The 26,623-nt window shown below is 61.7% G+C and carries 23 protein-coding genes; 7 read left to right on the forward strand and 16 right to left on the reverse strand.

Annotated features, from left to right (window positions below):
- Positions 1–7: 7 nt before the first annotated feature.
- Positions 8–817 carry an ABC transporter ATP-binding protein gene (locus GLP43_RS00715; protein WP_237279897.1) on the reverse strand — a complete coding sequence of 270 codons (810 nt, stop codon included), beginning with the start codon at positions 815–817 and terminating at the stop codon, positions 8–10.
- Between the two features lie 85 nt (positions 818–902).
- The gene (locus tag GLP43_RS00720) at positions 903–2,873 is read right to left on the reverse strand and encodes an AMP-binding protein (RefSeq protein WP_237277807.1); all 1,971 of its coding nucleotides are present in this window, start codon (positions 2,871–2,873) and stop codon (positions 903–905) included.
- Between the two features lie 205 nt (positions 2,874–3,078).
- Between GLP43_RS00720 and GLP43_RS00725 the strand changes: the two genes are divergently transcribed.
- The 4 genes from GLP43_RS00725 (at position 3,079) to GLP43_RS00740 (ending at position 6,482) form a co-directional block, all read left to right on the forward strand.
- Positions 3,079–4,989, forward strand: coding sequence for a PAS-domain containing protein (locus GLP43_RS00725; protein WP_237277808.1), 1,911 nt, complete (start codon positions 3,079–3,081; stop codon positions 4,987–4,989).
- On the forward strand, positions 4,986–5,687 hold the full coding sequence (locus GLP43_RS00730; RefSeq protein WP_005850190.1) for a response regulator transcription factor: 702 nt from the start codon (positions 4,986–4,988) through the stop codon (positions 5,685–5,687). Before GLP43_RS00725 ends, GLP43_RS00730 begins: the two co-directional genes overlap by 4 nt.
- Positions 5,678–6,148, forward strand: a complete 471-nt coding sequence (locus GLP43_RS00735; protein WP_237277809.1) for a GNAT family N-acetyltransferase — start codon at positions 5,678–5,680, stop codon at positions 6,146–6,148. The genes GLP43_RS00730 and GLP43_RS00735 overlap by 10 nt, the downstream gene beginning before the upstream one ends.
- A 106-nt stretch (positions 6,149–6,254) precedes the next feature.
- Positions 6,255–6,482 (forward strand): WGR domain-containing protein, encoded by a 228-nt coding sequence (locus GLP43_RS00740; protein WP_237277810.1) that lies wholly within the window; start codon positions 6,255–6,257, stop codon positions 6,480–6,482.
- On the opposite strand, the gene GLP43_RS00745 is transcribed toward GLP43_RS00740, so the two are convergent.
- Positions 6,471–7,676, reverse strand: a complete 1,206-nt coding sequence (locus GLP43_RS00745) for a Zn-dependent hydrolase (RefSeq protein WP_237277811.1) — start codon at positions 7,674–7,676, stop codon at positions 6,471–6,473. The two genes, GLP43_RS00740 and GLP43_RS00745, sit on opposite strands and share 12 nt — an antisense overlap.
- Positions 7,677–7,678: 2 nt before the next feature.
- A complete protein-coding gene (gene fdhF, locus GLP43_RS00750) occupies positions 7,679–10,447 on the reverse strand; it encodes a formate dehydrogenase subunit alpha (protein WP_237277812.1) in 2,769 nt (922 codons plus the stop codon).
- Positions 10,448–10,657: 210 nt separating this feature from the next.
- Between fdhF and GLP43_RS00755 the strand changes: the two genes are divergently transcribed.
- From GLP43_RS00755 to GLP43_RS00765, 3 genes are read left to right on the forward strand one after another with little or no spacing between them, the layout of a single operon-like run.
- On the forward strand, positions 10,658–11,311 hold the full coding sequence (locus GLP43_RS00755) for a histidine phosphatase family protein (protein WP_005850200.1): 654 nt from the start codon (positions 10,658–10,660) through the stop codon (positions 11,309–11,311).
- 11 nt (positions 11,312–11,322) lie between these two features.
- Complete coding sequence (locus GLP43_RS00760; protein WP_237277813.1) at positions 11,323–11,943, forward strand: glutathione S-transferase family protein; 621 nt, start codon at positions 11,323–11,325, stop codon at positions 11,941–11,943.
- A complete protein-coding gene (locus GLP43_RS00765; RefSeq protein WP_237277814.1) occupies positions 11,940–12,995 on the forward strand; it encodes a saccharopine dehydrogenase in 1,056 nt (351 codons plus the stop codon). Before GLP43_RS00760 ends, GLP43_RS00765 begins: the two co-directional genes overlap by 4 nt.
- Positions 12,996–13,031: 36 nt before the next feature.
- On the opposite strand, the gene GLP43_RS00770 is transcribed toward GLP43_RS00765, so the two are convergent.
- The 12 genes from GLP43_RS00770 to puuE all read right to left on the reverse strand — a co-directional run bounded on the left by GLP43_RS00770 (position 13,032) and on the right by puuE (position 26,447).
- A complete protein-coding gene (locus tag GLP43_RS00770) occupies positions 13,032–13,763 on the reverse strand; it encodes an SDR family NAD(P)-dependent oxidoreductase (RefSeq protein WP_237277815.1) in 732 nt (243 codons plus the stop codon).
- Positions 13,760–14,323, reverse strand: coding sequence for a DUF3833 family protein (locus GLP43_RS00775; RefSeq protein WP_237277816.1), 564 nt, complete (start codon positions 14,321–14,323; stop codon positions 13,760–13,762). The genes GLP43_RS00770 and GLP43_RS00775 overlap by 4 nt, the downstream gene beginning before the upstream one ends.
- A complete protein-coding gene (locus tag GLP43_RS00780; RefSeq protein WP_237277817.1) occupies positions 14,320–15,561 on the reverse strand; it encodes an MFS transporter in 1,242 nt (413 codons plus the stop codon). The genes GLP43_RS00775 and GLP43_RS00780 overlap by 4 nt, the downstream gene beginning before the upstream one ends.
- A complete protein-coding gene (locus GLP43_RS00785; RefSeq protein WP_237277818.1) occupies positions 15,558–16,319 on the reverse strand; it encodes a DUF1365 domain-containing protein in 762 nt (253 codons plus the stop codon). The genes GLP43_RS00780 and GLP43_RS00785 overlap by 4 nt, the downstream gene beginning before the upstream one ends.
- Complete coding sequence (locus GLP43_RS00790) at positions 16,316–17,635, reverse strand: NAD(P)/FAD-dependent oxidoreductase (protein WP_237277819.1); 1,320 nt, start codon at positions 17,633–17,635, stop codon at positions 16,316–16,318. The genes GLP43_RS00785 and GLP43_RS00790 overlap by 4 nt, the downstream gene beginning before the upstream one ends.
- 143 nt (positions 17,636–17,778) lie before the next feature.
- A complete protein-coding gene (locus GLP43_RS00795) occupies positions 17,779–19,020 on the reverse strand; it encodes a DNA recombination protein RmuC (protein ID WP_237277820.1) in 1,242 nt (413 codons plus the stop codon).
- A complete protein-coding gene (gene mutL / locus GLP43_RS00800; RefSeq protein ID WP_237277821.1) occupies positions 19,017–20,924 on the reverse strand; it encodes a DNA mismatch repair endonuclease MutL in 1,908 nt (635 codons plus the stop codon). The genes GLP43_RS00795 and mutL overlap by 4 nt, the downstream gene beginning before the upstream one ends.
- A gap of 73 nt (positions 20,925–20,997) precedes the next feature.
- Positions 20,998–22,221 (reverse strand): urate hydroxylase PuuD, encoded by a 1,224-nt coding sequence (locus tag GLP43_RS00805; RefSeq protein WP_237277822.1) that lies wholly within the window; start codon positions 22,219–22,221, stop codon positions 20,998–21,000.
- A gap of 11 nt (positions 22,222–22,232) precedes the next feature.
- Positions 22,233–23,675: a uracil-xanthine permease family protein gene (locus GLP43_RS00810; protein WP_237277823.1), complete on the reverse strand. Its 1,443-nt coding sequence runs from the start codon at positions 23,673–23,675 to the stop codon at positions 22,233–22,235.
- Positions 23,676–23,734: 59 nt separating this feature from the next.
- Complete coding sequence (locus tag GLP43_RS00815) at positions 23,735–24,226, reverse strand: ureidoglycolate lyase (RefSeq protein WP_237277824.1); 492 nt, start codon at positions 24,224–24,226, stop codon at positions 23,735–23,737.
- Positions 24,223–25,038, reverse strand: coding sequence for a bifunctional allantoicase/(S)-ureidoglycine aminohydrolase (locus tag GLP43_RS00820; protein ID WP_237277825.1), 816 nt, complete (start codon positions 25,036–25,038; stop codon positions 24,223–24,225). Before GLP43_RS00820 ends, GLP43_RS00815 begins: the two co-directional genes overlap by 4 nt.
- The gene (gene puuE / locus GLP43_RS00825) at positions 25,035–26,447 is read right to left on the reverse strand and encodes an allantoinase PuuE (RefSeq protein WP_237277826.1); all 1,413 of its coding nucleotides are present in this window, start codon (positions 26,445–26,447) and stop codon (positions 25,035–25,037) included. Before puuE ends, GLP43_RS00820 begins: the two co-directional genes overlap by 4 nt.
- Positions 26,448–26,623: the final 176 nt, after the last annotated feature.

Below are 26,623 nucleotides of genomic sequence, written 5' to 3' on the forward strand. Positions count from 1 at the left end.
GGCAAAATCAGTCATGGGCAACCCCCAGATATGCGTCGATCACGTCTTGGTTGTTGCGCACCTCGCTCGGGGTGCCGTCGCCGATCTTCTTGCCGTAATCCATCACAACCACACGGTCGCTCAGGTCCATCACAACGCCCATATCGTGTTCGATCAGGGCAATTGTCGTGCCGAATTCATCGTTCACATCCAGAATAAAGCGGCTCATGTCCTCTTTTTCCTCGACGTTCATGCCCGCCATCGGTTCATCCAGCAGCAGGATCGACGGCTCGGCGGCCAGCGCGCGGGCCAGTTCGACCCGTTTCTTCAAGCCGTAGGGCAGACGCGACACGGGCGTCTTGCGGATCGCCTGAATCTCAAGGAAATCGATGATCTTTTCGGCGACTTCGCGGTTCGCGGTCTCTTCGCGCTCCGCTTTGCCCTTCCAGATCGACTGCCAGAACATGCCGGTCTTCATATTGGTCAAACGTCCCGTCATGACGTTGTCCAGCACCGACATCCCTTCGAACAGGGCGATGTTCTGGAAGGTGCGTGCGATCCCCTGCTGCGCCACCTCGTAAGGTTTCATCGACGGACGTGGGGCCCCCTTGTACCAAACCTCGCCTTCCTGCGGCACATAGAACCCGCTGATCACGTTCAGCATGGATGATTTGCCCGCGCCGTTCGGCCCGATGATCGCGCGGATCTCGCCCTGACGGATATCGAAGGAGATGTCCTTGATCGCCTCCACCCCACCGAACCGCAGGGTGATGTTTTTCATTTCCATCACAACGGGGCCAATCTGGCGCCCATCCGCTGTGACATAGCCGTCGGTCATATCTTTCACGCCGCAGCCCCCTTCCAAATGGTCTTAAAATCCACTGCGCAACCGCAGCGCCCGCATGCTCCGCCTGATGTCATGCTCATTGCGCGGCCATCTTGCGGGTGTCTGCGAACACCTTGGCGTCGCGCACCTCCAGCGTGGCCGAGATCGACCCCTTGCGCCCGTCTTCATAGGTCACTTCGGTGACCGTGCTGACAGAGGGCGACCCGTCGTAGAGCGCGGTGATGATATCATCGAACTTGTCGCCGATGACCTTGCGACGGACTTTGCGCGTGCGCGTCAGCTCTCCGTCATCGGCATCAAGTTCCTTGTGCAGCACGACAAAGCGATGCACCTGACAGCCCGACAGCATTTCATCTTCGGCGATAGAGGCGTTGACCTCTTCCACATGGCTCTGGATTGTGTCCATCACCTGCGGATGCCGCGCCAGTTCCTGATAGGACGCATAGCCGATGTTGTTACGCTCGGCCCAGTTTCCGACTGCGGTCAGGTCGATATTGATGAAGGCGGTGCATTCGTCGCGCCCGTTCCCGAAGACCACAGCTTCAAGGATGTTGGGAAAGAACTTCAGCTTGTTTTCCACGTATTTCGGCGCGAACAGGCTGCCATCGGCCATTTTACCAACGTCTTTGGCGCGGTCGATGATGCGCAGGTGGCCCGAGCTTTCCTCGATAAAGCCAGCGTCACCGGTCGCGACCCAACCTTCGGCATCCTTGGTATCTGCGGTGCTCTCGGGGTTTTTGTAATACTCGACGAAAACGCCGGGGCTGCGGTAGTAGACTTCGCCATTCTCAGCGATCTTGAGCTCTACGCCGGGGCAGGTCACACCGACCGTGTCACTACGCACTTCGCCGTCCGGCTGCGCGGTGATAAACACCGTCGCCTCTGTTTGTCCGTAAAGCTGTTTCAAGTTGATCCCGAGCGAGCGATAGAAGTCGAAGATCTCCGGCCCGATCGCCTCGCCCGCGGTATAACCGACGCGCACGCGGCTGAGGCCAAGCGTGTTTTTCAGCGGGCCATAGATCATCAGCTCGCCCAGGGCATATTTCGCGCGGTCCATCGCACCGACGGATTTACCGTCCAGAATGGCGGGGCCCACCTTGCGCGCATGGGCCATGAATTTGTCGAACAGCCACTTTTTGAAACGGCTCGCGTCCTCCATCCGGATCATCACCGATGTCAGCTGGGTTTCGAACACGCGTGGTGGGGCGAAATAATAGGTCGGGCCGATCTCGCGCAGGTCCACGTGCATCGTGTCCGCGCTTTCAGGGCAGTTCGTGCAGAACCCCGTCCATAGTGCCTGTCCGACGGAAAAGATGAAATCCCCCACCCAGGCCATCGGCAGATAGGCCAGAATATCATCGGTCTGACGCAGCTTGTCGAAGTCAGAGGACGATTTGGCTGTCTCGATAATGTTGCGGTTGCTCAGCACCACCCCCTTGGGCTTACCCGTGGTGCCAGAGGTATAAAGCATGACGCCCGTGCTGTCGTAATCCAGCTTGGCCTGACGCGCCTCAAGCTCCTGCATATGCTTGCCGCGCGCCTTGCGGCCCATGTCCTGGACGGCGCTATACTGGTCCAGCGCGGCGTGGTCGTATTTGCGCAAACCGCGTGGATCAAGATAGATCATGCGTTCGAACTGAGTCAGCTGATCCTGAACATCCAGCACCTTGTCGACCTGTTCCTGATCGCCCACGATGGCAAAACGCGCACCGCAATGATCCAGCACATAGGCCATCTCTTCGGCGTTGGCGTCCTGATAAAGCGGCACAGGCACGGCACCGACCATCTCTGCGGCCATCATGGCCCAATAGAGATAGGGACGGTTGCGACCGATGATGGCGATAAAGTCACCCTCGTTCGCGCCAAGCTCCAGCAGGCCAAGCGCAAGCGCCTCGACCTCGTCGCGGGTCTGTGCCCACGTCCAGCTTTGCCAGATGCCATATTCCTTTTCGCGATACGCAGGCGCGTTCGCAAATTGCTTTGCATTACGATGCAGCAGCGCCGGAACCGATTGCGGTCCGTCGGCGCTCACGAGCGTGTGAGCCAAATGTCTTCCTCCCAAACCCTGCTCTTTTTCGGCAGGTCGATCGCTGGTGCGATTCTGATGTCACACCATGATGTTGACCCGATGCTCTGCGTCAACTTTTACCTAATGATTTCTCAATTCTAACGAATTGTAACAGGCGTGATTTCCCAAGGTTGCGCTTGGCGGCGCTGTGGGGATGGTGCAGTCTGCCGCGGGGGGAGGCTGCATGCAGATCGACGATCATCAGACAAAACTCATGACGGCTGCGGGGCTGAACCTGATCGCGCAAGCGCTGACGATCTATGACGCGGATTTGCGGCTGGTGCTGTGTAATGCACCGTTCCAGCAGATGTTTGACCTCCCCAAAGCGCTGGTCACCCCCGGTGCGAGCTTTCAGGAAACGATCACCCTACTGGCACAGTTGGGTGAATACGGTGACGTGGACGACGTGGCGCATTTTGTGGCCGAAAGGGTGGAACAGGCCCGCGCGTTTGAGGCGCATTATATGGAACGTACCCGCGCCAATGGCCGCACCATCTCGGTCGAAGGGTCGCCCCTGCCCCAAGGCGGCTGGGTCACCGTCTACACCGACATCACCCGCACCAAACAGCAAGAGGCACTGCTGCGCGCCCGGTCTGATGCGCTGTCGGGGCAGGTGCTGGCCCACGCCGAAGAACTGTCAGCCACCAACCGCGAACTTGCCGCGATGAACACCGCGCTGGAAGAGGCAAAACGCCAGCTCACCCTGTCCGAAGCCCGCACGCGGCTGACCACAGAAATGATGCCGGCCCATATCGCCCATGTGGATGCAAACGCCTGTTACACCTATTCAAACCGGCGGTTGGCCTCTGTCATGCCGGGGCGGCGCGCGGACCTGATTGGCCGCCATATTACCGAGGTTCTGGGCAAGCAGGCCTACGACTCTATTGCCCCCTCGCTCACCCAGGCCTTTGCCGGAAAGCCGTCGGTGATCGAATTCACAGACGAGATGAGCGCCCGGCGCATCCGCGGAGCCTTTACCCCCGATACAAACGGCGGGGTCTATATCCTGTCGATGGATGTGACCGAGGAAACCCAGAACCGTGTCGCGCTGCAGCAGACCCGCCGGCGCGAGATCGCGGCGCAGGTGATCTCGGGGCTGGCGCATGATTTTTCCAACTTACTGACGATCATCCTTGGCCTGCAATCCCGGCTGGGGCGGCTGGACGGCCAACCGGCAGAGGCCGCCCCCCTCATCGAAGGCACCCTTGCCGCGGCGCGCCGGGGCGGCACGTTGCTGAGCTCTATTGCCGATATGACAGGCGCGCGCACGCTGCGTCCGACCGCGACCCATATCCCGCGGCTGCTTGAAGATCTGACCCTGATCGCGCGCCCCACCCTCCCCAAGGGCATGACGCTAAGCATCGACAACCAGATGGGTGACACCCCCGTACTGCTGGACAGCGGTCTGGTGCAGGACGGGCTGTTGAACCTGATCCTGAACGCCCGCGATGCCTGTGGCGCTGCGGGGGCGATCTCGCTTGAAGTACGACAGGTCCATGACACATGGATCGAATGGGTCTTGCGCGATACCGGCCCCGGATTTTCGCCCTCGGCGCTGGAACACGGGTTTGATCCGTTTTTTACGACCAAAGGGGCCGAAGGATCGGGGCTGGGGTTGCCGATGGTCTATGACATGGTGAAATCGGCGGGGGGCGATCTGCGCCTTGGCAATACGGCTCATGGCGCGCAGGTGACCATGCGGCTGCCCTACCGCCCCGCCGTGGCTGCCACCACCGGACTGGTTCTGCTGGTCGAAGACGCCGATGACCTGCGCGCGCTGGTGCGAGACATGTTGATGGGGGTGGGCCATTCCGTGATCGAAGCAGCCAGCGCGGATGAAGCCACCGCCCTGCTCGCCGATCTGCCCGACATCACGCTGATCCTGTCCGACATCCAGCTTGTGGGCGAGGCGACGGGGCTGGATCTTGCCAAACGCCTACCCGCCGATGCGCCGCCGCTGGTATTGATGACCTCGCTCCCGCCCGATGATGCCCAGTTTCTCGAGGCGCAAACCCTTGCCCCCGTGCTGCGCAAACCCTTCGAGATTGCGGATCTGACCGCGCTGATTGCCCCGAAAGAGAGTGCCGCCCAATGACCCGCCCCCTCGTCACCATTCTGGACGATGAACCCGAAATCCGCACGCTTCTCGCCGACGCTTTAGAGGAAGCGGGCTTTGACACGCTGTCCTTCAGCCGCGCCCGCGCGTTCGAGGCTGCCTTGGCGACCCACACCCCCGATGTCTGCCTGGTGGACCTGTCGCTGCCGGATTCAGACGGGCTGACGCTGGTGCATCGACTGGCGCTGGAACAAGGGGCCATCGTGATCATCATCTCGGGCCGCGCACAGGTGCAGGACCGCGTCACGGGGCTGGAACTTGGCGCGGATGACTACATCATCAAGCCCTTTGATCCGGCAGAGGTCGTCGCACGTATTCGCGCCCGTCTACGCAGCGCCAAACCGACGCCGCAAGCCGGCACCGTCGCCGCGTTCAGCGGATGGAAGGCGCATTTCGACCGCTACGCGCTTGAGGATGAAAGCGGCGTCGAAACCCCCTTTTCCCACGCGGAAGGCGAGGTGCTGCGCCTGTTTCTGGACGCGCCCAAACGTCTGCTCAGCCGCGCGCAGATGCAGTCGAGCCTTGGCGGTGTCGCCTCTGAAAGCTTTGACAGGGCGATGGACGTGCGGATTTCGCGGCTGCGGACCAAACTACGCGAAGACCCCAAAAACCCGCAGTTGATCAAGACCATCTATGGCGCGGGCTACATCTTTCTGGGCGACGTCACATGGAGCTGACCCCCCGTCGCATCAGCGGTGGCAGCCCCCATCTGGGCGACGTGCTGCATCTGATGCGCGACTGCTTTGCCTATATGGAGGGGCGCATTGACCCGCCAAGCTCGCTTGGCCAAGTCACTTTGCCATCGCTGCAAGCCACGGCGGATAAGGATGAAATATGGGTGATCGGCGCGCCGCCCGTGGCGTGTGTGGTGCTGAGTGTGAAACCGGCGGTTCTTTATCTGGGCAAACTCTGCGTCGCCCCCAGCCATCAGCGACTGGGGCTGGCACGCCATCTGATCACCCACGCCGAGAGCCGCGCCCGTGCCCTGCACCTTGGCCAGCTGGAACTGCAAACGCGGGTGGAGCTGTTGGACAACCACGCCACCTTTCGCGCGCTCGGCTTTCACGAATATGCCTGCACAGCGCACGCGGGGTTTGACCGCCCCACCAGCATCACCCTGCGCAAAACCGTCGGCTGAGCCACGCGGTGCCTCCTGCCGCCACAGATGGCATCGCTGTCTTTTCTGCCTCAGGCGCTGCCGTTTTGTATTGCGCGACTGCCCCTTGGCCCGCTAGATTCCACCCATGATCGAATGTTTGCTGTACAGGACCAACCCCGCCCAAAGACTGCTGTTCTATCGCGTCGAAATCGCGATGAACCTGTTCAGCGAAGTCTCTGTCCTGCGCGAATGGGGCGTGGCAGGTGGCCAGCCCAAAGCGGTGGTCCAGTGTTTCGGCAACCTGCGCGAGGCGTCAAAAATGGCGGACCGCTATCGCACACGGGCCGAGCGTCGCGGCTATCTACGTCACTGACCCCAGCCGCGTCACAGCGCGGGCAAGCACCTGAACACCGGCCACCAGATCGGCCTCGCTCGTGTCTTCCTCGAAGGTATGGGACAGCCCTCCGATCGACGGCACAAACAGCATCGCCACCGGCATCCTGCGCGACACATTGGTCGCGTCATGCAGCGCCCCTGACGGCATCTTGCGCCAGTTGCCCGACGCGACTTCTGCCGCGCCAGCTTCCAACGCGGTGCGCAGGGTCTGGTCCATCGCGACGGGTTCCAGCCCCAGCATTGTGCCAAAGCTGACCGTCAGCCCCTGCTGCGCTGCGATCTCGGTGGCGGTGTCGCGGATGATCTGTTCCATCCGGCCCAGACGGTCTGCGTCCGCGTCGCGCCACTGCATCGAAAACACCGCACGCCCCGGCACGATAGAGGATGCATTTGGGTGCAGCGCAACATGGCCGATCGTCCAGACGGTCTGCGGTGTGACGACATTGCGCAGCCGGTCATTCAACGCGGCATTGAAGGCAGAAACCGCCTGAAACGCATCCCGCCGCAGGTGCATCGGTGTGGTGCCCGCATGGTTCTGCTGGCCGTCAAAGGTGATCTTCATGTCGCGGATGCCGACGATATCGGTGACCACGCCAATCTGTTCGCCGCTGGTATCCAGCGTCGGCCCCTGTTCGATATGCAACTCGACAAAGCCGGTGAACAGATCGGGCGACACCTCGCCCGTGACCAGATGCGCCACGGTCTGACGCGCGTCGCCAAGGGTCACACCCGCATGATCGGTCAGCGCATCGGCGGCGGCCTGATCCAGATGCCCGCCCCAAACGGCGCTGCCCGTGGTGACGCCAAACCGCCCCTCTTCATCCTGAAACGACACGACAGAGATCGCGGGGCCGCCGGCCTCGGCTGCGGCGCGGGCGACCTCGAGCGCGGCAATCACGCCAAGCGCGCCGTCGAGCCATCCGCCTTCGGGCTGGCTATCGGAATGCGACCCCATCAACAGCGACGGTCCATCTGCCAAGCCAAAAAGATTGCCCATCTGGTCCATTTCGACCCGCAGTCCGGCATCGCGCATCTGATCGGCCAGCCAATCCCGCGCAGCGACATCGGCGTCGCTATAGGCCGGGCGGATCACCCCTTTGCCCACCCCCGCTGCGCCGAAAGACCGCAGTTTGTAAAGGTCGGCGAGAAAGCGGTCGGGGTTGATCTGCATGGTTACTCCGCGGGTTGGGGGGCTGTTGCGGCCTCTACTTTCACGGCCGAGAATTTAAACTCGGGGATTTTGCCATAAGGGTCAACCGCTGGATTTGTCAGGATATTTGCCGCCGCTTCGACATAGGCAAAGGGCAGGAACACCATATCGGGCGACACGGCGCGGTCTTCGCGGGCCATCAGTTCGATCGACCCGCGCTTGGTCGTGAGCCGGATATAGGCCCCCGGCTCTACCCCCAGCTTGCGTAAGGTAGACGGGTGGAGCGAACAGTTCGCCTCTGGTTCCAACCCATCAAGCACATAGGACCGTCGCGTCATCGACCCCGTGTGCCAGTGTTCAAGCTGCCTGCCCGTGGTCAGGATCATCGGATAGTCTTCATCCGGCGCGTCGTCAGGCGCGATGATGCTGGCGGGGGTAAACCGTGCGCGTCCGTCTTGGCGTGGAAAGCCATCGGCAAAAACAATCGCCTGCCCCGGATCGGTGGGGCTGGTGGACGGGTAGGTCACTGCCCCTTCGCTCTCCAACCGGTTCCAAGTGATGTTATTGAGCGACGACATATTCAGCTTCATCTCGGCGAAGACCTCGCTCGGGTCGGTATAGGTCCAGCCCAGCCCCAGACGTTTGGCCAGTTCGACCTCGATCCACCAATCCTCCTTCGCATCACCGGGCGGCGGCACGGCGGGGCGGCCCATCTGCACCTGTCGGTTGGTATTGGTCACCGTGCCGGATTTCTCGGCAAAGGCGCTGGCGGGCAGGATCACATCGGCGAAATTTGCCGTTTCCGTCAGGAAGATATCCTGCACCACCAGATGATCCAGCTTGGCCAGCGCAGCGCGGGCGTGTTCCACATCGGGGTCAGACATCGCCGGGTTTTCACCCAGCACATAGAGGCTGCGGATATCCCCGTCATGCACCGCATCCATAATCTCGGTCACGGTGAGGCCCTTCTGGTTACTAAAATCACTGCTTTGCCACACCTCGGTAAAGGCAGAGCGGACGCCATCATCAGACACCGGCTGGTAATCGGGCAGGAACATCGGGATCAGCCCCGCGTCGGATGCGCCTTGCACATTGTTCTGCCCCCGCAACGGGTGCAGCCCCGCGCCGGGCCGCCCGATCTGCCCCGTCATCAGCGCAAGCGAGATCAGGCAGCGCGAATTATCGGTGCCGTGGATGTGCTGCGAAATGCCCATGCCCCAGAAAATCATCGCCGCATTGGCCCCCGCAAAGGTCCGCGCCACATCGCGCAACACATCCGCGTCGATGCCGCAGATCTTGGACATCTTTTCAGGAGTGAAGGTTTTCAGATGGGCTTTCTCGATCTCCCAGTTTTCGGTGTAGGCTTCGATATACTGCTGATCGTAAAGCTTTTCCTCGACGATCACATGCATGATCGCGTTCAGCATCGACACATCGGTCCCGGGGCGGAATTGCAGCATGTGCGACGCGTGCCGTTTCAGCGCCTGACCGCGCGGGTCCATTACAATCAGCTTGCCGCCGCGTTTGGCGAACTGCTTGAAGAAGGTCGCCGCGACGGGGTGGTTTTCGGTCGGGTTGGCACCGATCACAATCGCAACATCGGCGTTTTCGATCTGGTTAAAGGTCGCGGTCACGGCACCCGAGCCGACATTCTCCATCAGCGCGGCCACTGACGAGGCATGACACAGCCGCGTGCAGTGATCGACGTTGTTGTGACCAAAGCCCTGCCGGATGATCTTTTGAAACAGGTAGGCTTCCTCGTTCGTGCACTTAGCCGAGCCAAAGCCCGCCACACCCGCGCCGCCGATCTTTTTCATGCCGCCCGCAGCAAAATCCAGCGCTTCGTCCCAAGTGGCTTCGCGGAAGTGGGTTTGCCAGTTGCCCGGGTCCACGTTCAGCCCCTTGGGCGGGGCGTCCTTGCGACGGATCAGCGGTTTGGTCAGACGATGGAGATGGTGGATATAGTCAAAACCAAAGCGCCCCTTGACGCACAGCCGCCCTTCGTTCGCGGGACCGTTGATGCCCTCGACGTATTTGATTTCGCCGTCCTTGACCTTCAGCGACACCTGACAGCCCACACCGCAGAAGGGGCAGATGCTGTCGACTTCACTATCAAAGTCAGCGCTGTCCCCGACCTGCGCGCCATCGACCACCGTGGCGGGCATCAGCGCCCCCGTCGGGCAGGCCTGCACACATTCACCGCACGCCACACAAGAGGACGCGCCCATCGGGTCGGCCATGTCGAACACCGGATAGCTGTCATGCCCGCGACCGGCCATCCCGATCACATCATTGACCTGCACCTCGCGGCAGGCGCGCACACACAGGTTGCACTGGATACAGGCATCAAGGTTCACACGCATCGCCACATGGCTGTCGTCGAGCAACGGGATGCGCCCCTCTTCCAGCTTGGGGAAGCGGCTTTCCGAGATACCCTCCATTGCGGCCATGTCCCACAGGTGGCTGGATTTATCGTGGGCGATCTCGGGGGCAGGCTGATCGGTGACCAGCAGTTCCATCACCATCTTGCGGGCATTTTCGGCGCGCGCGTTGTTGGTGGTGACGACCATGCCATCGCTGGGTTCGCGCAGGCACGAAGCGGCCAGCACGCGTTCGCCTTCGATCTCGACCATACAGGCACGGCAGTTGCCATCTGGGCGATACCCCGGTTCCGGCGTGAAACACAGGTGCGGGATTTTCAGACCGCGCCCATTGGCGATTTCCCAGATGGTCAGCCCGGTATCGGCCTCGACCTGTTCGCCGTCGAGCGTGAATTTTACCTTATCCGCCATGGGAAACCCTCCTGTACCGCCCCGCAGTATAGGCAGCGCACGAATGCGACGGCAGTCATATTCCCGACACCCTGCCCCGTTTTTGCGCCACCGGCGTTTCCGATACGCGACGCGGGGGGCCGCTTGCAAAAAATCGACATGCGAGGGGCGGGCAGGCTTTCCACCCGCGCATGGCTTGCCTATCAATGGCGCAACAGAAAAAGGCGCGCTATGTCCCATATTACCCTCATCCGTCACGGTCAGGCAAATTCCCAGGCCAAGGACGAAATCAGCTATGACAAGCTAAGCCCGCTTGGCCACGAACAGGCCGCGTGGCTGGGCGACCACCTGCGCCAGTCCGAAACCCACCACACGCGGCTGTATACCGGCACGCTGCGCCGCCATATCGAGACGGCAGAGGGGATGAACACCGGGCTTGAACCGATACGCGACGCGCGGCTGAACGAGCTTGAGTATTTCACCCTCGCCACCATGATGGAGCAGCAGCACGGCATCCCTTTCCCCACGGAACAGGGCGGGTTCACCAACCACCTGCCGCTGGTGTTCGAGACGTGGAAAAGCGACAGGCTCGAAAACCCGCCCGAGAGCTACGCCAATTTCGAAGGGCGCATCAAATCCGTGCTATCAGAGATATCGGACGGGGACGGGCCGGCGCTGGTCGTGACATCTGGGGGGCTGATCTCGATGGTGATGGCGCAGGCGATGGGGCTGGGCATTCCGGCCATGTCTCGCATCGCGCTGGCGATCATGCACACATCGATGCACCGGCTGTTCCCCATTGGCGGCCACTGGTCGCCGGTGCTGTTCAACGCGGTGCCCCATCTTGATACCCCCGCACGCCGTGTCGCGCAGACCCATATCTGAAAGGCAAAACGATGCTTACGCTATATTTTACGCCCGGAACCATCTCTATCGCGGTGGCGATTGCCATCGAAGAAGCCGCCCTGCCCTATCAGCCGGTGCGCGTCGATTTCGCCACGGCAGAGCAGACGAAACCCGAATATCTGGCGATCAACCCCAAGGGACGCGTGCCTGCGCTGCGACTTGAGGATGATACGATCCTGACCGAAACCGGCGCGCTGCTGGACTATGTCGCCGCCATTGCGCCCAAGGCCGGGCTGGTCCCCACGGACCCGACCGCCGCGGCACAGATGCGCAGCGCGATGTACTACCTCGCCTCGACCATGCATGTCGCCCATGCCCATAAGATGCGCGGATCGCGGTGGGCCAGACAACAATCCAGCTTCGACGATATGACGGCTCAGGTGCCCGAAACCATGGCCGCCTGTGCCGATTTTGTCGAAAGCGATATCCTGCGCGGGCCCTATGTGTTGGGTGACGATTTCAGCCTTGCCGATCCCTATCTGTTCGTCGTGTGCAACTGGCTTGAGGGCGACGGCGTGGATACGGCGGCCTATCCCAAGATCACGACATTCATGCAGCAGATGACCGCCCGCGCCAGCGTGGCAGCGGTGAAAGACAAGGGGATGCTATGACCGCGCCACATCTATGGGTTCGCGCCGAACAGCGCGACAATGAAACCCGCGTCGGCATCACGCCAGAAGGGGTTACCGCGTTGATGGCGCAGGGGTTTCGCGTCACCGTTGAAGCCTCGGACAGCCGCGTGATCGCGACCGATGCCTATGCGGCTACGGGCTGCACCATCGCACCACAGAACAGCTGGCCCGACGCGCCTGCCGATGCGATCATCTTTGGGCTGAAGGAACTGCCCGAGGACGGCACACCGCTGGTGCATCGGCACATCATGTTCGGTCACGCCTACAAGGGCCAATCAGCGGGGCGCGTCCTGCTGCAACGATTCAAAGCGGGCGGCGGCACCTTGCTGGACCTTGAGTATCTAACGGACGAGACCGGCCGACGCGTCGCCGCCTTTGGCTATTGGGCGGGGTTCGCGGGGGCGGCGGTGGCCGTCAAATGCTGGGCCGCCCAGACCCGTGAGCAGCCGGTCGCCCCCATCACCCCCTACCCCAATGCCGATGCGCTGACCCGCGACCTCGCGGCAGAGATCGACGGGCTTGGCACGCCCGACGCGCTGGTCATCGGCGCACTTGGTCGAGTGGGCAGCGGTGCCGCCGATCTTTGCGACCGTCTGGGGATCAAGGTCACCGGATGGGATATGAAGGAAACCGCCCACGGCGGCCCCTTCCCCGAGATCTTGCAGCATGTGCTGTTTTTCAACTGCATTCTGGCGGGACCGCAAACACCGGTTTTCGTGCCCAAAAGCGCGCTGGACAGGGATCGCGCGCTGCGGGTGATCGGCGATATCGCCTGCGATCCCGACAGCGATTTCAACCCCGTGCCGGTCTATGACCGCGCGACCGCATGGGAAGAGCCCGCCTTGCGCGTGCATGACACCCCACCTCTGGATGTCACCGCGATTGACAACCTGCCGTCGATGCTGCCGCTGGAAAGCTCTGAAGACTACGCCGCGCAGCTGCTGCCGACGCTCTCGGCACTGGCGGAAGGTGCCTCGCCCGTCTGGGCGCGGGCTCGTGCGCTGTTCGAAGAACACAGCGCTGCCGTGTGACGCGATCAGATCGGGCGGATCACTCGCCCGATCAGGTCACCCGAATAGACGGTAGTAGATCCCGTCGGGCAGGAACTGCGCCAGCCGGAAGAAAAGTGAGAACCCGAAGGGGAAACTTTTCTTAAAGCTGCTGCCGCTCATATGTTCGACCACTTGCTGCGCGGCGGCCTCGGGCTCCATCAAAAAGGGCATCTTGAAGTCGTTCTTGTCGGTCAGCTGCGTGCGGATGAAACCGGGGTTGATCACCTGCACCTTCACGCCGGTCTTGCGCAGGTCGGCGTGCATACATTCCGCCAAGGACAAGGTGCCCGCCTTGGACGCCGTATAGCCGATAGACTTTGGCAGCCCGCGATAGGCCGTCAGGCTAGAGGTGATCACGATGTGGCCCGCGTCGCGCTTGACCATATCCGGCACCACTTCGCCCATCACGCGCACCAGCCCGGTGAGGTTCACATCGATCATTGTGGTCGCATGCTCCGGCTCCCACTCCTTAGCCCCAAAGGGCCAATATGCCCCCGCCAGATAGACAACCCCGTCCACCGGCCCGACGGCTTTGACCGCGGCGCGGATGCTGTCGATATCCTGCACGTCGATGGTCTGGTAGCTTGCCGAAACGGGCAGTTCATCGACCAGCGCCGCCAACTTGTCTTCGGACCGGGCAGAGACGATGACCTCGGCTCCCAGTCGGCCCAGCTTATGTGCCAGCGCTTCGCCCAGTCCGGCGCTCGCCCCGATCAGCCAATAGCGTTTTCCTGTCCATTCGGTCATGCTGCGTCCTTTCTGCGGATGGTGGCGACCAATTCGGCCACCTTCACCCCGAATTTCCGGAACTGACTGCGGTTGATGATCGTGCCATCGCCGGTCAGATACATCCAGTCCACGGTATTCAGCAGGTGCCCGCCCACGTCATCGGGCAGCCTGATGGTGTATTTCGACTGCACCGTCGCACCGACGTTGCGGCCCTTGGCCGTGCCTTTGACGTCCGGGGCGGTAGCGGTGAAATGCCCCGTCTCGCCCAATGTGATCGTCCATGTGCGGTCTTGGGTCGTGTTGTCGTCATAGACGAAATGTTCGTCGATACGTGCGGTGTCGCCGTCCCATGTCACGTTGAAATCTGCCACGAAGCTGCTGGTGACCCGCCCCGCGGGGCCAAAGATTACGCCTTCGCAAACCATCGCCCCGTCCAGATGTTTCTTCATGTCAAATACGGTGTAGTCATCCGCATAATCCGACGGCTTTTGCGCAGGGAAATCGGTGATCCGCCGCCGCGCCAGCCAGATTGCGGCCACCACTGCGGCCCCCAGAACAAACTGCAACATGTCCATCATTCTTCATCATCCTTTTGCATCGGCGTGGCGGCCAGAAAACCGATGGCCAACAGCTTGAGCCCGCAAGGCACGCCCGCATAGAGCCATATGAGCGTCGAGATTGCCACCGGTCCATTGCCCGTCGTACCGCTGTCAAAGCCGGACGCCTGCAGGGTGGGAAGTAGCGTTATCGCCGCGAAGGCAAGGGCGAATTTCGACACCAGCGACCACAGCCCGAACCCCTCGGCGGCCTGCGGGGCGACCACCGCCATCCGCGCGGAGAACATCGCGGGCAGCAGTGTCAGGTCGGCCCCCAGCACCGCGCCAGAGGCGATGCAGACCAGCACGAACCACGCCACATCCCCTGCCCCCAGCAGCAAAGTCCCTGCAAACACAAGGATCGCCAAGCCCATTGCGGACAGCAGGACGGGTTTGGGGCTGAAACGCTCTGCCAGCTTGCCCCATAGCGGGGCGGCAACGGCAGCCGAAAGAAAGAAGAGCAACAGCAGCGCCCCCTCCCACCCCGGGGCACGCAGCACGCTTTCGACGTAGAACAGAAATAACGTAGATGTGACCGCGACAGGGGCCGCATTGAACAGCGCGATCAGCAGCAACCGACGGGCAATCGGATCGCGCAACACCACGGCGATCCCCGTCGGACCCGCGATATCCGCGCCGCGCCATTCGCCCCGCATGGCAAAAACGCTGCCCAGACCAAGCGCGGCAAAACCGATGGCAAACCCTGTAAACGGGGGCCCCATCACCAGCCCCAGCATCACAGGCAGTACCGAGGCCGCGCAGACACCCAACAACGCCCCCGTCTCGCGCCAGCGCGCCAGCACCAGATGCCCGCGCCCGGGCAGATGGGCAGCCTTGGCGACCCCTTGCGCGTAAAAGCAGATCGTCAGAAAGCTGAACGCCGAGAACACTCCTGTCAGTGTCAGCGCGAACCACATCAGCGGCGGCAGCAAGGGCGGCACTGCAAACAGGGCAAACATCGATACAGCCATCAGGGCGACACCGACGGCGACCGCCATGCCGCGCCTGTGACGCAAGGCTTGCGATAGCCGCCCCAGCAGCGGGTCCTGCACCACATCCAACAGGCGCAGCGCAAAAAGCACCGTGCCCAAAGCTCCCAAAGACACCCCGTATTCATCAACAAAGAACTTGGGCGCGTGAATATAAATCGGCAGCCCCGCCGCCGCCAGAAGCGACGCAAACAGCGCGTAGGCAGGCAGTTGATGCGCCGAACGGGTCACGTGCCCGACACGTCTTTCACCGGCGGTTCAGGACGCGGGCGATAGCCGCCACCCTTCCACCACAGCTTTAGCGCCTGCCAGTGGATCAAGGCCAACACCCGCCGCGCCCCGAAGGGACGCCGCAGCAGCGACCACAGGATTGCCCTGTTCGTCAGCGGCCGACGCTTGCCCGTCAGGGTGGCGATCAAGCCCCCTTCGGACTGGGTATAATCGATCCAGACACCAATACGGTCGGCGCGGATATCAAAGCGAAAACTGTATCCCCCTTCGACCGGCTGAAACGGTGAGACGTGAAAAATCTTGGTCGCGTGCAGATGATCTGCTGCCATGATCGGGCGCAGGTCATCGTGGTGACATAGATAGCTATGCCGATCACCGAAGGTGTTCGACACCTCTGATATCACCGCGATCAGCGCCTCGTCCGCGCGGTGGCACAGCCAAAAGCTGACAGGGTTGAACACATGCCCCAGCACGCGCGGTTGTGCCATCAGATCTATCCGCGCGACGCCCGTGACCTCGTGCTGCGCCAGAACCTCGCGCACCCACGCGGCCCCGCGACCCGCGCCTTTGGCGCCGCCGTGGTCTTCGTCCCACAGCGATGTCACGGCCCCGCGGTTGCGCCCGAACAACGCGGGGGTTTTCAACGATGCCTCTGCATCCAGAACCACGTAATCGACCGAATAGCGAAAGCTGTTTTCGACCGCCCCCTTGCGCCCATGATAGGTCACACCACGGATATGATCGACGCCGGCGCTCATTCTGCGGCCAATGCGACCTTTGCCTTGGCCCGCAGCCCCTGCACCACGTCAACAGCACTAGAGAGCCCGTCCTCGTGGAAGCCATGCTTCATCCAAGCGCCGCAGAACCAGGTGTTCTGCGTGCCGTTGAAGGCGCGCACCTGCTCTTGTGCGGCCAACGCAGCCAGATCATAGACCGGATGGCGCAGGGTGACCTGATCATAGATCAGCTCTTCGCGGATCGGGCGCTTGGTATTGAGCGTCACGAAATGCGGGTCGTCCATCGGGATCGGTTGCAGCGAGTTCATCCAGTAGGTCAGGTCGATCCGGTCAGACCTCTGCCCCTTATCCTCGGCATAGATCCACGAGGCCCAGGTCTTGCGCAGCTTGGGCATAACAGAGGCATCGGCATGTAGCACCACGTCGTTGGGCTGGTATTTCACCGCGCCCAAGGCCGCACGCTCTGCCGCGCTTGGGTCGGCCAGAAGGGCAAGCGTATCATCGGAATGGCTCGCAAAGACGACATCGTCAAACGCTTCCCATTCCGTGCCGTGGGTTTTCACCTCTGCGCCCAAGGGCGTGCGGCGGACGGATTGCACCGGCGTGCCAAGGCGAATGTCGACGCCCTTAGCTGTCAGCGATGCCCCCAGACGGTTCACATATTCCTGCGACCCGCCCTCAACCGTATACCACTGGTGCTGGCCTGTGTGGCTCAGCAAGGCGTGGTTCTCGAAGAAGTCGATCATGGAATAGGCGGGGAAATCCATGATCTTGTCTACCGGCGTCGACCAGATCGCGCCCGACAGCGGCGTCAGGTAGTATTTGCGAAAATATTCACCCGCGCCCAGCTTGTCCAGGAACCCGGCGATGGTCAGCGTACGGTCCTGCGCCAGCTTGGTCGCCGTGCTGTTGAACCGCACGATATCGGTCAACATACGCAGGAATTTCGGATTCAGCGCATTGCGCCGCTGCGCGAAGATCGAATCCAGCGTCATCAGCCCGTATTCCAACCGCCCCCCATCGATGGAGGCCCCGAAGCTCATGTTGGATTTGACCACCGGCACGTCGAGCTCTTTGAACAGCGCGGCGAGGTTGGGATAATTGGCGTAGTTGAACACGATAAAGCCCGTATCTACAGGCTGGTCGCCGTTCTTGCCCGCCATCTTCGTGCGCGCGTGGCCACCCAGACGGGGGCAGCTTTCGAACAAGGTCACCTGATGCTCGTCGCCCAGCATATGCGCCGCCCCCATGCCGGAAATACCCGCGCCGATGACGGCAATCTTTCGGTGGCCTGCCAAAGAGTGGTTCTGTGGCGGGTCGATGGCTTCAAATGGCATAAGGCGAGAATTTCCAGTCTGTCAGGTTTGTATCGGCAGTTTCGGGGATACACGGGCTGGACGGTACAGGAGTTGCAGTTAATCAGACACTAACTACGACTTTTTGTGACACCCTTGTCGTGGCTCCTCGCTTAGATAGCCCGTCAGGGCCGTTTGTCAGGGCGCGAAAGCGGTACAACGCGTTTATCCTGCTCTGACAGTTCTTCGAAATCGAAATTATCCAGTTTGGCCGCACGTTTACCCGCGCGTTCAGCAGCCGTGCCCAAGCCTTCAAGATCAGCGCGGGCCTGCCCGAAATGGGTGTTCAGCTTGCCAACACGTTCGACCACGATCTCGACATCGCGGTGCAGCATCTTAAGCGTTTTGCGGATAGCCCCTGCCTGTTCCCGCATCCGCGCATCCTTGAGGATCGCGCGCATCGTATTCAGCGTTGCCATGCAAGTGGTCGGCGATACGATCCAGACCCGCGCATCAAAGCCTTCGCGGACGAGTTCAGGGAAATTCGCATGCAGCTCAGCGTAGACAGCTTCCGAGGGCAGGAACATCAGCGCGCCATCTGCGGTCTCGCCCTCGATGATGTATTTCGTGGTGATCGCCTGAATATGCGACTTGACCGCAACCCGCATAGCGCGGGCGGCATCCTTGACCTCGTAGTCCGTCTTGGCACGGCGCAGGGCTTCGTAGGCTTCAAGCGGGAATTTACTGTCGATCACGATCGGGCCGGGCGGGTTCGGCAGGTGGATCAGACAATCCGCGCGCCTGCCGTTGGAAAGCGTCGCCTGCATCGTATAGCTGTCACTTGGCAGTGCCTTAGAGACGATATCATGCAGCTGGATTTCACCGAATGCGCCACGGGTCTGTTTGTTGCTCAGGATATCTTGCAGCGACAACACGTCGCCTGACAGTTTGGTGATATTGTCCTGCGCCTTGTCAATCGCGGCCAGCCGTTCCTGTAGCTGGGTCAGGCTGGTCGTCGTCTGCTTGCTGGAACCGTGAAGCGTCGCGCTCATGCGTTCCTGCATCTCTGCCAAGGACCGGGCAGAGCGGGCCGCGTTCTCTGCCAGCCGGTCCTGCATTTGTTGCTGCACATGGGCCATGCGGGCCTCGATGCTTTGCACCATCTGGGCTTGTGCATTGGCTTGGGTATCCGACACGGTTTGCAAACCACCGCGCAGTTGTTCCTGTCCCATGCCAAGCTGTTGCACATGGCCCCCCAAGATTTGCATCTGTCGCGCCAACGGCGCGGCAACACGCGCCGACCGGCCCGCGGCCCGCACGGCCATCACCAGCAAGATTAGCACCAGCAAGACCACGCAACCGCCACCGATCAGCAGCAGCATGGCAGGGTCTGTCAGCGCGTAGGTTTCACCGCCAAGCTGGATCATGTGCGCCCGAACAGACGTTCGATATCGCTCAACTTCAGCTCGACATAGGTGGGGCGGCCGTGGTTGCATTGGCCGGAATGGGGCGTCGCCTCCATCTCCCGCAGCAGCGCGTTCATTTCCTCGCCCCGCATCCAGCGTCCCGAGCGGATGGAACCGTGACAGGCCACACGGCTGAGGATCGCTTCGATCCGGGCCTGTAACGTGTTGCTTTCGTTCTGATCCGCGAGCTCATCAAGGATATCCACCACCATCGCCTTGGCGTCCACTGTGCCAAGGATCGCGGGCGTTTCGCGCACGGCAATCGCACTGCCGCCAAAGGGTTCGATCCCCAGTCCAAAGCGCGCCAGTTCATCCGCGACCTCAAGCAGCCGCGCACAGTCAGAGGCCGACAGATCCACGATTTCGGGGATCAACAAGGCCTGCGCTGCGACACCGTTTTCGGCCATCTGGCGTTTCAGCTTTTCATAGACCAATCGTTCATGCGCAGCGTGCTGGTCCACGATGACCATGCCCGTCGCCGTCTGTGCGATGATGTAATTCTCGTGCACCTGTCCCCGCGCGGTCCCTAGGGGGAAGTCCGGCGCGGGTTCGGCGGCGGGAGTGTGTGCATCATGTGCATCGTGGTTCTGAGTGTCGTGGGGCTGGATGTCAGAGCCGCCAGCCTCGTACTGGGGGGGCGTTTCAACACGGCCCCACATGCCGGCGGTTTCGGCAAAGCCGGGTTCGGGCGCTTGCGCCTGATAAGCCGCACTACGCGCCCCGAGCGAGGGGCGGTCCATCTGATACACCCGCGCACCGGGCTGTTCGGGGCGCATCGCCCCCAAAGTCGCATTCGCCACGGTGGTCGAGGCACGGTGCCCCGCATCCGCCAGCGCATGGCGCAGCGCCGATACGATCAACCCGCGCGCCAGTCCGGGATCGCGAAAGCGCACTTCGGATTTGGCGGGGTGGACGTTCACATCCACAAGCTTGGGGTCGCAATCGACAAACAGCGCGGCGGCGGGATGGCGGTCACGGCTCAGCAGGTCGAAATAAGCTCCGCGCAACGCCCCCACCAGCAGCTTGTCACGGACGGGACGCCCGTTCACAAACAGGTATTGCGTCACGGCAGAGCCGCGCGAATAGGTCGGCAGGGCTGCGTAGCCCGTCAGGTGCAGCCCTTCGCGTTCGGCATCAATGGCAAGCGCGTTTTCTGCAAACTCGCGCCCCAGCACTTGCGCCAAACGCCCGTGCAGCGCAGCGAACATATCGCCCTGTTCGGCCTCGGCGCGAAACACCTCGCGCCCCGGACCATCGCCGGACACATCGCGCAGGGTGAAACGCACGAAGGGTTCCGCCATCGCCAGCCGCTTGATGATGTCAGAGATCGCCTGCGCCTCGGCGCGATCGGTGCGCAGGAACTTCAACCGTGCGGGCGTGGCAAAGAACAGGTCGCGCAGCGTGACCACCGTGCCACCATTCAGCGCAGCAGGGCGCACAGGGCCGGTCACGCCGCCGTTGACCGAAATCTCGGCCCCGTCCTGTCCGGCAACACGGCTGCAAATGGTCAGCCGCCCGACCGCCCCAAGCGAGGGCAGCGCTTCGCCGCGAAAACCGAAGGTGTGGATGTTCAGCAGGTCCGTCCCGTCGATCTTTGATGTCGCGTGCCGGGACAGCGCCAGTGTCAGATCGTCCGCGGCGATGCCGCAGCCGTCATCCGTCACGCGGATCAGCGTCTTGCCGCCATCGGCATATTCCACCGTGATTTGCCGCGCGCCCGCATCGATTGCGTTCTCGACCAGTTCCTTGACCGCAGAGGCAGGGCGTTCAACGACCTCTCCGGCGGCGATACGGTTAATCGCCGAGTCGTCGAGCTGCCGGATCACCGGGCGATTTTCGCTTATATTGGGGTTTGGATGCGCCATGCGGCTAAACCTAGCATAGAGGCGCGCGATTCTGAAAGCCGCGAATACGGTTGGTTAACGCGCGTCGGCGAGGTTAATCCTGTGTGGCCGCATTGAACCAAGCGACGATCTCGGCCCGTTCGCTGGCCTGCATATGGCTCAGGTTTGCAGGGGGCATCGCATCGGTCACACCCGCTTGCAAATAGATCTGTTTCGCGGCGCTGGCGATCTGATGTTCGGTCTCGAGCCGGACAGATTTCGGCGGCCAGAGCAGCCCGTCCCACGCGGGTTCTGCGGCGTGGCACATGCTGCACCGGCCACGCACGATGTCATGCACCCGGTCAAACCCTTCGGCCTGGGCAAAGCGCAGCGCGGGGCCGGTGGCCTCTTCCGGCTCGACGCTGCGGAACATCGGCGCGGTCGACAGCCACATGATCGTGACGAACAACAGCGCGGTGACCGCCCATGTCCATGTCGGATTGCCCTGACGCGCGTGCAGGCTGTTGAAGTAATGGCGGATCGTGACCCCCATCAGAAACACCAGTGCCGCAATCAGCCAGTTCATTTCCGACGCGAAGGCCAGCGGGTAGTGGTTGCTGAGCATCAGGAAAATGACCGGCAAGGTCAGATAGTTATTATGCGTGCTGCGCTGTTTGGCGATCTTGCCGTATTTCGCATCCGGCACCCGCCCCGCCTTGAGGTCGGCCACCACGATCCGCTGGTTCGGCATGATGATGAAGAACACGTTCGCCGACATGATCGTCGCGGTGAACGCGCCCAGATGCAGCAATGCCGCGCGCCCCGAAAAGACCGAGGTATAGAAATAGGCCATCCCCACAAGGATCACATAGAGGCCGATCATCAGCCGTGTGTTGTTATCGCCGAATTTGCTTTTGCAGATCTGGTCGTAAACCAGCCAACCAAAGCCAAGCGACAGAAGGGAAATCCCCACGGCCTGCCAGTTCGCCAGTTCTGCGACAGTGGGATCGACAAGATAGAATTCCGCCCCGAGATAGTAGACCAGGATCAGCAAGGCAAAGCCGGAAAGCCACGTCGAATAGCTTTCCCATTTGAACCAGATCAGATCGTCGGGCATCTGCGCAGGGGCCACCAGATATTTCTGCACATGATAGAACCCGCCGCCGTGGACCTGCCATTCTTCCCCGTCCGCGCCGGTTTTGAGGTTGCGGTCACGGTGAAGGCCCAGATCCAGCGCGATGAAATAGAACGACGACCCGATCCACGCGATGGCCGTGATGACATGCACCCAGCGAACGGCAAACTCGATCCAAGCGCCAATGGCGGCCATATCGTACATGGGGTGGCTCCTTAGTGTAGCGTCTTGGGTGTATGCGGCAGTTTACCCTTAGAGCTGCCCGACAACCCGCCCGAGACTTCCTCGGTTGATTCCTCTGCCAGTTCTTCGGGCAGAAGCAGGTTCAGTACAATAGCAATCAGGGCAGCGGGAAGCAGACCGCTGGTCAGCAGGATCTTGGCCGTGTCGGGCAGGTGTTGCACCGCGCCGGGTTCCAGCTGAAGCCCCAGACCGATCGAGATCGAGATAGCAAAGATCACCATATTGCGGCGGTTCCAGTCCACGTCGGACAACATCGACATGCCGGCGGCCACGACCATGCCGAACATCACGATAACCCCGCCGCCCAAAACCTCGATCGGGATGGTGCGGATCACGCCGCCGACCTTTGGGACCAGCCCGCAGAGGATCAGGAACAGCGCACCGACGGTGACGACGTGGCGGCTCATCACGCCTGTCATGGCGATCAGGCCGACGTTCTGGCTGAAGGATGTGTTGGGCAGGCCACCAAAGATGCCCGCAACAGCTGACCCGATCCCGTCGGCATAGGTCGCGCCCTGAATTTCGCTATCCGTCGCTTCGCGGCCCGCGCCGCCTTTGGTGATCCCTGCGACGTCGCCCACGGTTTCAATTGCCGAAATAAACGCCATCAGGCAAAAGCCGATTATCGCGGCTGCCGAAAACTCGAACCCGTATTTCAGCGGGTTGGGCAGTGCAAAGGCGGCGGAGCGTGACCATGATCCGCTGATATCGCCAAAGCTGAGCATACCGACGGCCAACGCATAGATATAGCCCACGATCAACCCGATCAGCACCGCGGAAATGGACAGCATCCCGCGGGTGAAAAACTTGACCCCCAGCGTGACAAAGATCACCACCAGCGCGGCTGACCAGTTCAGCAGGCTGCCATAGGCCGGCGTGCCAATGGCCGGCACCCCACCTGCGGCGTATTGAATGCCCACCTTGACCAAAGCCAGACCGATCATCGTGACCACCAGCCCGGTGACAAGCGGCGGCAATGCAAAGCGGATCTTGCCAATAAACAGCCCCAGAAACGCGTGGAACAAGCCCCCGATCACCACACCGCCAAACAAGGCAGCCAGTCCGTCGACACCTTTGCCCGCCACCAGCGGGATCATGATGGGGATGAACGCAAAGGATGTGCCCTGCACAATCGGCAGCCCTGCCCCGACCGGCCCGAGCGTCAATGTTTGCAACAGCGTCGCGACACCGGCAAACAGCATCGACATCTGGATCAGGTACAGCAGTTCGGGAAAGTCGGGCGAATTCGACCCGAACCCAAAGCCCGCCGCGCCCGCGATGATGATGGCGGGAGTGACATTTGACACGAACATCGCCAGCACATGCTGAACACCCAAAGGAATGGCGCGATGCAGCGGCGGCATGTAATTGGGGTCGCGCAGTTGTTCCGGCGTGCCGATGGCGTGGCGTGTCATATCAAATGTCCCTTGTTGATCACTGGCCGCTATTGGTGCGGTCCGATTATCTGCGGGGTTTACCCCTTGATCACATAAGGCGGGTCAAGCGGGTATTCGTCAAGGTTGGGGCTGGTCCCGATGCGGTCCACCACGGCGAAAAGCCCGGGCTCTGCCAAAGGGGTAAGCACGCCGTGCCATGTGCCGCGGTGAAAGTTCACGCCCTGATGCGGCGCGGTCATGAAAGCCAGCGGTGCGCCGGGGGTATCGCCCTCGTCAGGTGCTACGATCACGAGAAACGGCTCGCCCGTCAGCGGGAGGAAGGCTTGCGACCCTTCGGGGTGCCGTTCAAGCAGGTCCAACTGGTACGGCAGGCTACGGGCCTGCGCGTTAAAGATGCTGATGCCCGCGCGACCGTCGGGCCCGAAATCGAGCTTTGCCAGATCATGGTGCCGCCCACAAAGCCCCGCGTTGATGATCCGGTCCGGCGCACCCGACGCGTCCAGCACTTCACCGAAAGGGGCGAAGGCGACAGCGGTCAGCGGCTGAACGGTGATCTCGCGCAGGCTCACAGCGACAGCGGCATGTGGCGGTTCACATCCTTATACAACAGATAGCGGAAGGGTTCTTGCCCCGTTGCGATACAGGCCTGCGGACAAAAAGCGCGTAGCCACATGAAATCGCCCGCCTCTACCGGCACCCAGTCGCGGTTCAGCAAATAATCTGCCGTGCCCTGAATGACGTAGAGCCCGTGTTCCATCACATGGGTCTCTGCGAAAGGGATGCGCCCGCCGGGCTGGAAGGTCACGATATTGACGTGCATATCGTGGCGCAGATCGCCTGGGTCCGCGAAACGCTGGGTCGCCCAAGCGCCATCAGTATCGGGCATGGCAATCGGCGCGACTTCGTCGTCGTGGGTTACGAATGCCTCAGGCGCATCCATGCCGTCCACGGGCACATAGCGCTTGCGCACCCAGTGCAAGCCGCAAGGCGTATCGCCGGTGTTCCACAGCGTCCATTTGGCCGCAGGGGGAATATAGGCGTAAGACCCTGCCACCAGATCATACCTCTGCCCGTCAAGCGTCAACCGCGCGCGGCCTGTGGCCACAAACAAGACCGCTTGCGCCTGCGTGTCCGGCTCGGGTGTGTCGCTGCCACCCTCGGGGGCAAGCTCTACCGCGTATTGCGCGAAGGTTTCGGCAAATCCGGTCAGCGGCCGCGCCAGCACCCACGCGCGTGTGTTCACCCATTCGGGCAGCAAGCTGGTTACGATGTCCCGCTGCACCGAGGCAGGGATCACCGCGTAGGCGTCCGTGAACACAGCCGTGCTTTCAGGAGAGACCGTCTGGTCCGGCAGACCGCCGGGGGGGAAGGCATAGGTCATAGCATATCCTCCAACCGCAGCCGCGCGATCCGTTCGACCTGCGCGCATGCGCTGGTAAATTCATCTTCGGTTGCGTTGGCGATGCGGGTCTCGAACTGGCGCAGGATGCCGTCCTTGTCGTGATCCTTCACCGCGATGATAAAGGGAAACCCGTGTTTCGCGACATATTGGCTGTTCAACGTCTCAAAGCGCGTACGCTCGGCATCGGTCAAGGCGTCCAGCCCGGCGCTGGCTTGTTCTTGCGTGCTTTCAGCCGTCAGCCGTTTGGCCGCCGCTAGCTTGCCCGCCAGATCGGGGTGCGCGGTTAGCACGCCCAAGCGTTCCGCCCGCGTCGCCGACCGGAACATCCGTGCCAAAGCATTATGTATCCCCGCGACAGAGTTATGCGCGGGGCCTAGTTCAAGCTCGTAGGCGCGTTCGGCGATCCACGGTGAATGTTCGAACACCCCGCCGAATTTCGCGACAAAACTGGCGCGGTCCATCTGGTCCAGACGCAGGCGCGGCTGAGGCGGATGGGTTGCGCGCCAATGGTCGGCAATATCGATGCGGCGCGGCGTCCAGACGCCCTCGAACCCTTTGATATAGTCGATAAAGCGTTTCAGCGCCTGTATCCGTCCGGGCCGCCCGATCAGACGGCAATGCAACCCGACCGACATCATTTTGGCCTGCCCGGCGCTGCCTTCGGCATAAAGCGCATCGAAGGTATCGCGCAGATAGGCATAGAATTGATCGCCCGAGTTAAAACCCTGTGGCGTGGCAAAGCGCATGTCGTTGCAATCAAGCGTATAGGGGATAATCAGCTGGTCGCGCCCTGCCACCTGCATCCAATAGGGCAGATCATCGTCGTATGTATCCGAGATATAGTCGAAGGCCCCCGTCTCTGCCGCCAGCGCAACCGTGTTCACAGAGCTGCGCCCCGTGTACCAGCCACGCGGTGCTGTACCGACCACCTCGCGGTGCAGTCGGATCGCCTCGTCCATATCGGCGCTTTCGACCTCGGCGGTGTGATCCTTGTAGTCGATCCACTTAAGCCCGTGGCTTGCGATCTCCCAGTCGGCTTGGGTCATCGCCTCTACCTGCTGCGGGGACCGCGCCAAGGCGGTGGCGACGCCATAAACGGTAACAGGGATATCCGCACCCGTGAACAGACGGTGCAACCGCCAAAAGCCCGCCCGCGCGCCGTAGTCATAGATGGATTCCATGTTCCAGTGACGTTGCCCCGGCCAAGGGGCGGCCCCGACGATTTCGGACAAGAAGGCCTCTGACGCGGCATCCCCGTGAAGCAGACAGTTCTCGCCGCCTTCTTCATAGTTCAGCACGAATTGCACCGCGATCCGCGCGCCGCCCGGCCATTGTGCATCAGGCGGTGTGGGGCCGTAGCCGTGAAAATCACGAGGGTAGCGTGTCATGGGATCGTCCTTTGGTCAGCGCCTGCGCACGCGGGGAAACCGCGCGCTGCGGGCCGTTGTTTTCGTCAACCAACGGTTTTCTGGCACTGATTTTTCGCAATGTACAGCCAGCCAACCCTTCCCGAAAGGTCGGCTGGCTGCCAGATCGGCTCGAGTGGCCCTGCTCTCTTATAGCG

Origin of the sequence: Sulfitobacter sp. M39, assembly GCF_021735935.1 — a bacterium.
In the GTDB taxonomy this organism is placed as follows: domain Bacteria; phylum Pseudomonadota; class Alphaproteobacteria; order Rhodobacterales; family Rhodobacteraceae; genus Sulfitobacter.

Excerpts from the sequence above, each read along its gene's own strand:
- GLP43_RS00715 (WP_237279897.1), bottom strand. The coding sequence starts at position 817 with ATGACCGACGGCTATGTCACAGCGGATGGGCGCCAGATTGGCCCCGTT.
- GLP43_RS00725 (WP_237277808.1), top strand. The coding sequence starts at position 3,079 with ATGCAGATCGACGATCATCAGACAAAACTCATGACGGCTGCGGGGCTG.
- GLP43_RS00730 (WP_005850190.1), top strand. The coding sequence starts at position 4,986 with ATGACCCGCCCCCTCGTCACCATTCTGGACGATGAACCCGAAATCCGC.
- GLP43_RS00735 (WP_237277809.1), top strand. The coding sequence starts at position 5,678 with ATGGAGCTGACCCCCCGTCGCATCAGCGGTGGCAGCCCCCATCTGGGC.
- GLP43_RS00740 (WP_237277810.1), top strand. The coding sequence starts at position 6,255 with ATGATCGAATGTTTGCTGTACAGGACCAACCCCGCCCAAAGACTGCTG.
- GLP43_RS00745 (WP_237277811.1), bottom strand. The coding sequence starts at position 7,676 with ATGCAGATCAACCCCGACCGCTTTCTCGCCGACCTTTACAAACTGCGG.
- fdhF (WP_237277812.1), bottom strand. The coding sequence starts at position 10,447 with ATGGCGGATAAGGTAAAATTCACGCTCGACGGCGAACAGGTCGAGGCC.
- GLP43_RS00755 (WP_005850200.1), top strand. The coding sequence starts at position 10,658 with ATGTCCCATATTACCCTCATCCGTCACGGTCAGGCAAATTCCCAGGCC.
- GLP43_RS00760 (WP_237277813.1), top strand. The coding sequence starts at position 11,323 with ATGCTTACGCTATATTTTACGCCCGGAACCATCTCTATCGCGGTGGCG.
- GLP43_RS00765 (WP_237277814.1), top strand. The coding sequence starts at position 11,940 with ATGACCGCGCCACATCTATGGGTTCGCGCCGAACAGCGCGACAATGAA.
- GLP43_RS00770 (WP_237277815.1), bottom strand. The coding sequence starts at position 13,763 with ATGACCGAATGGACAGGAAAACGCTATTGGCTGATCGGGGCGAGCGCC.
- GLP43_RS00775 (WP_237277816.1), bottom strand. The coding sequence starts at position 14,323 with ATGATGGACATGTTGCAGTTTGTTCTGGGGGCCGCAGTGGTGGCCGCA.
- GLP43_RS00785 (WP_237277818.1), bottom strand. The coding sequence starts at position 16,319 with ATGAGCGCCGGCGTCGATCATATCCGTGGTGTGACCTATCATGGGCGC.
- GLP43_RS00790 (WP_237277819.1), bottom strand. The coding sequence starts at position 17,635 with ATGCCATTTGAAGCCATCGACCCGCCACAGAACCACTCTTTGGCAGGC.
- GLP43_RS00795 (WP_237277820.1), bottom strand. The coding sequence starts at position 19,020 with ATGATCCAGCTTGGCGGTGAAACCTACGCGCTGACAGACCCTGCCATG.
- mutL (WP_237277821.1), bottom strand. The coding sequence starts at position 20,924 with ATGGCGCATCCAAACCCCAATATAAGCGAAAATCGCCCGGTGATCCGG.
- GLP43_RS00805 (WP_237277822.1), bottom strand. The coding sequence starts at position 22,221 with ATGTACGATATGGCCGCCATTGGCGCTTGGATCGAGTTTGCCGTTCGC.
- GLP43_RS00810 (WP_237277823.1), bottom strand. The coding sequence starts at position 23,675 with ATGACACGCCACGCCATCGGCACGCCGGAACAACTGCGCGACCCCAAT.
- GLP43_RS00820 (WP_237277825.1), bottom strand. The coding sequence starts at position 25,038 with ATGACCTATGCCTTCCCCCCCGGCGGTCTGCCGGACCAGACGGTCTCT.
- puuE (WP_237277826.1), bottom strand. The coding sequence starts at position 26,447 with ATGACACGCTACCCTCGTGATTTTCACGGCTACGGCCCCACACCGCCT.